The sequence below is a fragment of the Rhodoplanes elegans genome, assembly GCF_016653355.1.
In the GTDB taxonomy this organism is placed as follows: Bacteria; Pseudomonadota; Alphaproteobacteria; order Rhizobiales; family Xanthobacteraceae; genus Rhodoplanes; species Rhodoplanes elegans.
Genome location: NZ_NHSK01000123.1, coordinates 1 through 8528, shown reverse-complemented (window position 1 = coordinate 8528; position 8528 = coordinate 1). Strand labels below are relative to the sequence as shown.

Annotated in this window: 8 protein-coding genes and 1 pseudogene; 6 read left to right on the top strand and 3 right to left on the bottom strand. The window is 71.5% G+C overall.

Annotation, left to right across the window (positions count from 1 at the left end):
• Positions 1 to 355 precede the first annotated feature (355 nt).
• From dapF to CCR97_RS16220, 5 genes are read left to right on the top strand one after another with little or no spacing between them, the layout of a single operon-like run.
• A complete protein-coding gene (dapF, locus tag CCR97_RS16240; RefSeq protein WP_111358460.1) occupies positions 356 to 1264 on the top strand; it encodes a diaminopimelate epimerase in 909 nt (302 codons plus the stop codon).
• Positions 1261 to 2523, top strand: coding sequence for a tRNA (N(6)-L-threonylcarbamoyladenosine(37)-C(2))-methylthiotransferase MtaB (mtaB, locus tag CCR97_RS16235; protein ID WP_111358461.1), 1263 nt, complete (start codon positions 1261 to 1263; stop codon positions 2521 to 2523). The genes dapF and mtaB overlap by 4 nt, the downstream gene beginning before the upstream one ends.
• Positions 2524 to 2533: 10 nt before the next feature.
• Positions 2534 to 2905 carry a lysozyme inhibitor LprI family protein gene (locus CCR97_RS16230; RefSeq protein WP_111358467.1) on the top strand — a complete coding sequence of 124 codons (372 nt, stop codon included), beginning with the start codon at positions 2534 to 2536 and terminating at the stop codon, positions 2903 to 2905.
• Positions 2906 to 2925: 20 nt separating this feature from the next.
• Positions 2926 to 3558 (top strand): pyridoxamine 5'-phosphate oxidase family protein, encoded by a 633-nt coding sequence (locus CCR97_RS16225; protein WP_111358462.1) that lies wholly within the window; start codon positions 2926 to 2928, stop codon positions 3556 to 3558.
• Between the two features lie 15 nt (positions 3559 to 3573).
• Complete coding sequence (locus CCR97_RS16220; RefSeq protein WP_146618812.1) at positions 3574 to 3993, top strand: MaoC family dehydratase; 420 nt, start codon at positions 3574 to 3576, stop codon at positions 3991 to 3993.
• Between the two features lie 170 nt (positions 3994 to 4163).
• Here CCR97_RS16220 and CCR97_RS16215 read toward each other — a convergent pair whose 3' ends face one another.
• Positions 4164 to 4778, bottom strand: a complete 615-nt coding sequence (locus tag CCR97_RS16215; protein WP_111358464.1) for an HdeD family acid-resistance protein — start codon at positions 4776 to 4778, stop codon at positions 4164 to 4166.
• Positions 4779 to 4922: 144 nt separating this feature from the next.
• Positions 4923 to 7514 carry a sensor domain-containing phosphodiesterase gene (locus CCR97_RS16210; RefSeq protein ID WP_111358465.1) on the bottom strand — a complete coding sequence of 864 codons (2592 nt, stop codon included), beginning with the start codon at positions 7512 to 7514 and terminating at the stop codon, positions 4923 to 4925.
• A gap of 210 nt (positions 7515 to 7724) precedes the next feature.
• On the opposite strand from CCR97_RS16210, the gene CCR97_RS16205 reads away from it, so the two are divergent.
• Positions 7725 to 8207: a hypothetical protein gene (locus tag CCR97_RS16205; RefSeq protein ID WP_244670485.1), complete on the top strand. Its 483-nt coding sequence runs from the start codon at positions 7725 to 7727 to the stop codon at positions 8205 to 8207.
• A gap of 101 nt (positions 8208 to 8308) precedes the next feature.
• Here the strand turns inward: CCR97_RS16205 and CCR97_RS16200 are convergent.
• Positions 8309 to 8528: pseudogene (locus CCR97_RS16200) on the bottom strand (hypothetical protein); the annotation flags it as partial.

The window sequence follows — 8528 nt, the reverse complement described above, 5'->3', positions numbered from 1 at the left end:
GTGGGAGCCGGCGTGGACGGGGCCGGTGCGGCGGGCGGGCTCGCGGCCGGCGGGCTCGCGGGCGCGCCGCCCTGGCCCTGCGCAACGCCGAGACCGGGCTGCCACACCACGGCCGCCGCGATCGCGGCGAAGGTCGCGACAAAACGGCGAGGTCGCATCGAATGCTCCTGTCGGTCCTGCGTCGCGGAACCGTAGAGCACGGCCCGGATGAACGGAAGCCCAACGCCGCCGCAGGCCCACCGGTGCCGTCCGCACCCCTGCTCCGTTGCCCCTCGGCTGGCCAAGGGATGCAAAAATCCCATATAAGGCGCCGGGTCGAGACCAATCGACAGCCCCGCCCGCAACAGATCGTCCGATGAGCGCGCTCGCCGACCACCCCTATGTGAAGATGAACGGCCTCGGCAACGAGATCGTCGTCGTCGACCTGCGCGACCGGCCGGAGAAGCTCACGGCCGCGGAGGCCCGCGCCGCGGCGAGCCCCGAGGGGGCGCCGTTCGACCAGCTCATGGTGCTCTATCCGGCCCGCACGCCGGGCACCGACGCGTTCGTGCGCATCTACAACACCGACGGCTCGGAGGCCGGCGCCTGCGGCAACGGCATGCGTTGCGTCGCAGACATCGTGTTCGCCGACACCGGCAAGACCGCGCTGACCTTCGAGACCCGGGCCGGGATCATCAACGCCTGGAAGGGCGAGGAGCCGCTCGTCTCGACCGTCGACATGGGCGCGCCGAAGTTCGGCTGGCGCGACATCCCGCTCGCCGAGGAGTTCCGCGACACCCGCGCGATCGAGCTGCAGATCGGCCCGATCGACGCGCCGATCCTGCATTCGCCGTCGGTCGCCAGCATGGGCAACCCGCATGCGGTGTTCTGGGTCGACGATCCGTGGGCCTACGACCTAGGCAAGATCGGCCCGCTGCTCGAGAACCACCCGATTTTCCCGGACCGCGCCAACATCACGCTCGCCGCCGTGACCGGCCCGGACCATCTGACGATGCGGACCTGGGAGCGCGGCGCCGGCCTCACCAAGGCCTGCGGCTCGGCCGCCTGCGCCACCGCCGTGTCGGCGGCCCGCACCGGCCGCACCGGACGCCGCGTGCGCGTGACGCTGCCGGGCGGCGACCTGATCATCGACTGGCGCGAGCGCGACGACCACGTGCTGATGACCGGGCCGGTGGAGTACGAGTGGCACGGCCGCTTTGACCCGGCCCTGTTCGCCAAGGACGTGACCGGCGCCGCGACGGCGGGCGGAGCGGCGGGCCGATGAGCGTCGACGTCGTCACGTTCGGCTGCCGGCTCAACGCCTTCGAATCGGAGGCGATCCGCCGCCGCGCCGAGGCGGCGGGGCTGTCCGACACCGTGGTGGTGAACAGCTGCGCCGTGACGGGCGAAGCCGTTCGCCAGACCCGTCAGGCCATCAGAAAACTCAAGCGCGAGAATCCGCGCGCCCGAGTCGTCGTCACCGGCTGTGCGGCGCAGACCGAGACAGCGACCTTCGTCGCGATGCCCGAGGTCGACCGCGTACTCGGCAACACCGAGAAGCTGTCGGACGACGCCTGGGCCCAGACCCGCGCGGTCTTCGCGGGCGGCGCCGTCGATCCGGCTGCCAAGGCCGCCGTCGACGACATCATGGCGGTGCGCAGCGGTGCCGCGCCGGCGATCGACGGCATCGAGGGGCGCGCCCGCGGCTTCGTCCAGGTGCAGAACGGCTGCGACCATCGCTGCACCTTCTGCATCATCCCGTTCGGCCGCGGCAATTCGCGCTCGGTCGCGACCGAGGACGTGATCGCCCAGGTGCGCCGCCTCGCCCTCAACGGCCACGCCGAGGTGGTGCTGACCGGCGTCGACATCACCAGCTACGGCGCCGACCTGCCCGAGCGCCCACGGCTCGGCACGCTGGTCCGCCGCGTGCTCGCCGCCGTGCCGGAGCTGCCGCGGCTGCGCCTCTCCTCGATCGACTCGGTCGAGGCCGACGACGACCTGATGATCGCGCTGGCCGAAGAAAAGCGTCTGATGCCGCATCTGCATCTGTCGCTGCAGGCCGGCGACGACATGATCCTCAAGCGCATGAAGCGCCGTCATTCGCGGCAGCACGCCATCGACTTCTGCGCCGAGGTGCGGCGGCTGCGGCCCGACGTCGTGTTCGGCGCCGACATCATCGCCGGCTTCCCGACCGAGACCGAGGCGATGTTTCAGAACTCGCTCGATCTCGTCGATGCCTGCGGCCTTACCTATCTGCACGTCTTCCCGTTCTCGGCCAGGCCCGGCACGCCGGCCGCCCGCATGCCGCCGGTCGACGGCCGCGTCGTCAAGGAACGCGCCATGCGGCTGCGCCAGAAGGGCGACGCGCTGCTTCTCCAGCATCTGCAAAACGAGATCGGCCAGCGCCGCGCCGTGCTGGTCGAGACCGGCACAACGGGCCGCACCGAGCAGTTCACGCCGGTCAAAATCTCGGGCGGCGCGCCGGGACGCATTGTCGACGTGATCGTCACGGGCCACGATGGGCGGCGGCTTCTCGCCGCCTGAGGAGGCTCCGATGAACGCTCGTTTGCTCGCACCTCGTTTGCTCGCATTCGGCATCGTCGCGCTGATCGGCGCGGCGTCCCCCGCCGCCGCGATCGACTATTCGCCGATCGATTGCGCCAAGGCGACCACGCCCGCCGATCGCACGATCTGCAGCACCTACACGCTCGGCCAGGACGAGGCCCGCATGGCGGCGATCTACGGGGTCGCGACCGGACTCGTCGCCATGGGCCAGCGCGGCGACATCCAGGACGCGCAACGCGCCTTCATCAGGACCCGCGAGGCCTGCGGCGCCGACACCGGCTGCCTCGCCCGCGTCTACGCGACCCGCATCCGCGAGCTGAACGCGGTGATCGACAGCATCGCCTCGCGCGGGCCGTTCTGATCCGCCGGAAAGGGAGCATCGTGACCGAGACCGCGAGCGCCGACCACACCGTCACCAGCCTCGCGGCGCTCGAGGCGCTCTACGACGCTCCCGGCGAGGCCGCGATCCTCAAGGAGATCGACCACGTCAACGCGCCCTATCGGGCGCTGATCGAGGCGGCGCCCTTCGTGGTGATCGCGACCGGCGGGGCCGGCGGGCTCGACTGCTCGCCGCGCGGCGACCCGGCCGGCTTCGTGCGCATCGCCGACGAGAGGACGCTGCTGATCCCCGATCGGCGCGGCAACAACCGCATCGACACGCTGCGCAACCTGATCGAGGATCCGCGCATCGCGCTCCTGTTCATGATCCCGGGCTACGACGAGACGCTGCGGGTCAACGGCCGCGCCGTCATCTCCACGGATCCGGCGCTGACCGAGAGCTTCCGCCTGGACGGCAAGGCGCCGCGCACCGTGATCGTCGTCACGGTCGAGCGGGTCTACTTCCAGTGCTCGAAGGCGCTGGTGCGCTCGCGCCTGTGGGATCCGGAGCGGCGCGTCGCGCGCGGCACGCTGCCGACCGCCGGCCGGATTCTCGCGGCCTGCTCGCAGGGCCGGATCGCCGCCACGCCCTTCGACGACGCCTATCCGGCGCGCGTGAAAGCCACCCTGTACTGAGTGATCGCTGCCGGCATGCGCGTCGACCCGACCGAGACCTTCTCGACCACCTTCACGGTCAGCTTCGCCGAGGCGAGCGCCTTCGCGACGATGGCCGGCGACAAGAATCCACTGCACCACGATGCCGAGTTCGCCGCCGGCACCCGCTACAAGGTGCCGATCGTCTCGGGGCCGCAGATGGCGGCGCAGCTGATGGGATTCCTGGCCAGCCACTACGCCGCGAGGGGCGCCGTGATCGGCCACGACATCTCGTTCCGGTTCCACGTCCCGATCCCGGCCGGCGAGACGATCACGCTCGAATGGAGCGTCGACACGGTGACGGAAGCGCCGCACCTCAAGAGCGACGTCGTCGTCCTGCGCGGCCGCATCCTGATGGCCGACGGCAAGGTGGCGACCAGCGCCAAGGCGCGCATCCTGGTCGGCGAGAGCTTTTAGAAGCTGGCTCGCAGCGCTCGCCCCATCCTCCGCTCATTGCCGCGCAAGCGGGAATCCAGGGGCAACACGTCACGCGGCCCCTGGATCCCCGCCCTCGCGGGGACGAGCGGACATCTGGACGGTTTATCGCGACCGCAACCCTCTCCGACGCGCGCGGCTCGCCAGCGCCGTCACGCCGTCGCGCCGGCGGTGGTCCGGTTGGCGTTCCAGGCGCGCAGGCGGAACGACCAGGCGATGTAGACGACGCCGGAGACGATCGCATAGGCGGCGATCATCCACACGACGGCGAGCGCGCCCGCGACCGGCTGGAACAGCAGGATGCCGCCGAACAGCACCGAGACGATGCCGGAGAGGATCAACAGCCACTCGTGCTCGATCTCCTTGCGGAGCTGGATCGCGGCGACGATCTGCATCACGCCGAGCGCGATCGACCATGCCGCGATGAAGATCAGCAGCGCCACGGCGACGGCGCCTGGCGCGACGAAGGCGATGGCGCCGACCGCGAGGCCGAGCACGCCCGACAGCACCAGCCACCAGCGCGCCGAGGTCGGCCCCTTGCCGGCGATGGCGCCGCCGATCGCCAGGATGCCGTCGGCGAACGCGAAGGCGCCGTAGAACACCACGAGCGTCAGGATCGTCAGGCCGGGCCAGGCGAAGGCCAGCACACCGAACAGGATGGCGACGACGCCGCGCAGCAGCACGAGCCACCAGCGCGCGGCGAGCACCTGCAGGGTCGGGCACGTCTCCGGCGACGCTCCCGGCGCGGTATCGGGCATGGCTTGCATGAGGGTTCTCCTGGCCAGTGGTGACGGTTCAACGCGGCAAGCCCGAAACCGTTCCATGTTACCGCAATCGCGGGCGATCCGGCCGGTCCGGTCGATCGGGGGCACCGCTGCGGCCCTGCAGGACGAAGCGGTGTGGTTAAGCGTTCAGCCGGTCGCGGCGGCGCGCCCAGGGACGCCGCCGAGCCATTCGGTCGCCGCCTCGACCGGCATCGGCCGGCCGAGCAGGAAGCCTTGGCCGAGATCGCAGCCGAGCGCCGAAAGCCGCGCGAACTGCGCCTCGGTCTCGATCCCCTCGGCCACCACCTCGAGATCGAGGCTGTGAGCGAGATTGACGATGGCGCGGGTGATCGCGGTGTCGCCGGCATCGGTGCCGATGTCGGTCACGAAGGAGCGATCGATCTTCAGGACGTCGACCGGGAAGCGCCGCAGATGCGCGAGCGACGAGTAGCCGGTGCCGAAGTCGTCGAGCGCGATGCGGACGCCGGCGGCGTGCAATCGCGCGAGCGCCGTCGCGATGCGCGGATCCTCGGCGATGACGACCTGCTCGGTGACCTCGAGGACGATCCGCCGCGGCGCGACCCGCCAGGTCGCCAGCACGGCCAGCATGTCGTCGGCGAAGCCGTCCGCCCGGATCTGGCTGCCCGACATGTTGACCCCGATGGTGCCGGGATCGAGCCCGTGGTCGAGCCAGCCGCGCGCCTGCCGGGCGGCCGTCTCCATGACGAACCGGGCGATCCAGCCGTGCAGGCCGGCGCCCTCCATGGCATCGAGGAACTCGCCGGGGCCGAGCAGCCCGCGGCGCGGATGCAGCCAGCGGATCAGCACCTCGAAGCCGGAATGCCCGCGCCCGTCCATCCGGACGACCGGCTGATAGGCGAGGCGGAACTGGTTCTCCGCCATGGCGAGCCGCACCTCGTTGAGCAGCTTCAACCGGGCGATCGCGCCGTCCATCATGCCGGGATCGAAGAACGACACCGAGCGCCGGCCGGCCGCCTTGGCGCGGTAGAGCGCGACGTCGGCGTTCTTCAAGAGCTCGGCGGCGTCGTCGGCGTCCTGCGGGAAGCGCGTCACCCCGAGGCTGGCGCTCGGATGGAGGGTCTCGTCGCGGTGGCGCACCGGCTGGCTCAGCACCTCCAGGAGGCGGCGGGCCCGCGTCTCGATCTCCTGCGGCGCGTCGACGTCGACCAGCACGACGGCGAACTCGTCGCCGCCGAGACGCGCCACGACGTCCTCGTCCCCGGTGGCCTGGAGCAGACGGTGGGCGATCGTCTGCAGCAGGGCGTCACCGGCGTCGTGACCGATCGCGTCGTTGACGTCCTTGAAGTTGTCAAGGTCGAGGACGACGAGGGCGCCGCCGCGCCGCGTGCCGTCGCGGCCCGGGGTGAGGTGGCGGGCGAGCTGCTCGTTGAAGGAGCGACGGTTCAGGAGCCCGGTCAGCGTGTCGCGATAGGCGAGATCGCGGATCTGCGCCTCGCGGGCCTTCTGCTCGCTGACGTCCTGCACCAGCGCCATCCACTGGCCGGCCGCGCCGTCGAGCGTGAAGGAGCTGATCGCGACCGGCACGCGGGCGCCGCTGCGGTGCAGGCAGAGGCGATGGAACGATCCGGCCGGTCCGGACGGCGCGTCGTCCTCGACCATGTGCAGGCTCGGCGGGGCGACGCGCGACCACGTCAGCCGGCCGGCGTCGACGTCGGCGCGGTCGTGGCCGACGATGCGCAGGAACTCGTCGTTGGCGTCGACGATGCGGTCCCCCTCGCAGGTGATCACGCCGATGACGCCCGACGCCTGCAGGGCGTGCAGCTTGGCGCTCATGGCCCGCATCGCGAGCTCGGACTGGACCATCGCGGTCACGTCGCGCCCGGTGCCGCGATAGCCGACGAACCGGCCGGCCCGGTCGAACATCGGCTTGCCGCTGGTCTCCAGATGGCTGGTGCCGCCGTCGGCCCGCCGCACCGCGTAGCGGAACGCCCGGAACGGCCGGTGCGCATCGAGATCGGCGACGTGGCCCGACCACACCGGGTCGGCGGCATCGCCGCCCGCCAGCTCGCGCCGGGTGCGGCCCAGGAAGGCGCCGCCGGCGACGCCGGCCGGCATCGGGTGGGAGACGTAGACGAAGCGGTGCTCGGCGTCGGTCTCCCACAGCCAGTCGGTGGCGGTTTCGAGCAGGTCCTGCAGGCGCTGACGGACGACCGCCCGCCCGCTCTCGACCTTGACCCGCGCGACGAGCTCGCCGGTCAGGCGCTGGTTGGCCACCCGCAACGCGAGCTCGGTCGCCACCATGGCGGCGAGTTCGCGCAGTGCCGCGATCCGCTTGGGACCGAGCCGGCGCGGCACCCGGTCGATGGCGCACAGCACGCCGACATTGAGGCCTTCGGCGGTACGGATCGGTGCGCCGGCATAGAAGCGCACCCCGTCCTCGGCCGTCACCAGCGGGTTGTCGTGAAAGCGCGGATCGCGCCGCGCGTCCTCGACGATCAGCGGCTCGTCGGCCAGGATCGCGTGGGCGCAGAACGCGACCTCGCGCGGGGTCTCGGTGGTCGTCAGGCCGATGCGCGACTTGAACCACTGGCGATCGCGGTCGACGAAGCTGATCACGGCGACCGGCACGCCGGTCAGCAGCGTCACCAGGCGGGTGATGCGATCGAAGCTCTCCTCCGGCGCGGTGTCGAGCACGGCGCAGCGGCGCAGGGCGGCGAGTCGTTCGGTTTCGTTCGGCGGTATCGCGGCAGGCGACATCGTGGGCGAGCTCTCGACCGGAGACGGCTCATGCAGGCTAGTCCGAGCTGGTGGTCTAGCGGGCCGGGCGTTAAGGGCGCCTGAGGTTCCATGGCGCGCGAAGGCGCATCTGCGATCGTGGTTAAGGAAGCCTGCCGGCGCGACATCGTCAGGTCGCGGTCAGCTGCGCGCGCGCACGCTGCGCGCCGACGATCACGACGGAGACGACCGATGACACGGACCGGCACGACACGACGGGGCTGCACGACGGCGAAATGCGCGGCAGGTCTCCTGGCGGGCTTCGCCCTGCTGGCGACGACGGCGGCGGTCCGGGCCGCGCCGGAGAGCGACGATCCGCGCCTCCTGATCACGCTTCCGGACGAGGTCCGGCAGACCTTCCTGGAGCACATGCGGACCCACATGACGACGCTCGACCAGGTTCTGCAGCTCGTCGGCAGCGGCTGCGTCAAGGAGGCCGGTGTCCTCGCCCGCAAGGAGATGGCGATCGGCCAGGGGCTCGGCATCGGACGCCACATGCCAGCGGAATTCCGCGAGATGGGCTTCGCGTTCCACCGCGCCGCCGACGATTTCGCCCGTGTCACCCAGACCGTGGCGGATCCGCCCGACGCCGCCGGCTGGAAATCGCTGATGACCGGCATCGCCGCCATCACGACGCAATGCGCCGGCTGCCACGGCGCCTACCGGGTCCGCTGACGCCGAGGCAGCCGGATGTCCCTTCGTGACGTCGCGCCCCGGGGCGCCGTGACGTCACGCCCGGGGCGGCGGTTCGGCCGCCGTCCCGGACGGGTGTCGGGCTACTTGGTCATGCACTCGGCCATGAAGGTGCGGCGCGGGCCGGCGCGCAGGCCCTTCGCGTCCGCCTCCTTGAAGCAGGCGGCGTGCTTGTCGGGATTCTGCACGCGCCAGCAGCCGGGGGTGTTCTGGCCGGCCGCGCACGGACCGGCGGCCTGCCGCCAGCCGGGACCGCGGCCGTAGCCGGGACCGTAGCCCCGACCCCACCCCGGACCGTAGCCT

Coding starts and splice junctions, on each gene's coding strand:
- dapF (WP_111358460.1), top strand. CDS start 356: ATGAGCGCGCTCGCCGACCACCCCTATGTGAAGATGAACGGCCTCGGC.
- mtaB (WP_111358461.1), top strand. CDS start 1,261: ATGAGCGTCGACGTCGTCACGTTCGGCTGCCGGCTCAACGCCTTCGAA.
- CCR97_RS16230 (WP_111358467.1), top strand. CDS start 2,534: ATGAACGCTCGTTTGCTCGCACCTCGTTTGCTCGCATTCGGCATCGTC.
- CCR97_RS16220 (WP_146618812.1), top strand. CDS start 3,574: ATGCGCGTCGACCCGACCGAGACCTTCTCGACCACCTTCACGGTCAGC.
- CCR97_RS16215 (WP_111358464.1), bottom strand. CDS start 4,778: ATGCAAGCCATGCCCGATACCGCGCCGGGAGCGTCGCCGGAGACGTGC.
- CCR97_RS16210 (WP_111358465.1), bottom strand. CDS start 7,514: ATGTCGCCTGCCGCGATACCGCCGAACGAAACCGAACGACTCGCCGCC.
- CCR97_RS16205 (WP_244670485.1), top strand. CDS start 7,725: ATGACACGGACCGGCACGACACGACGGGGCTGCACGACGGCGAAATGC.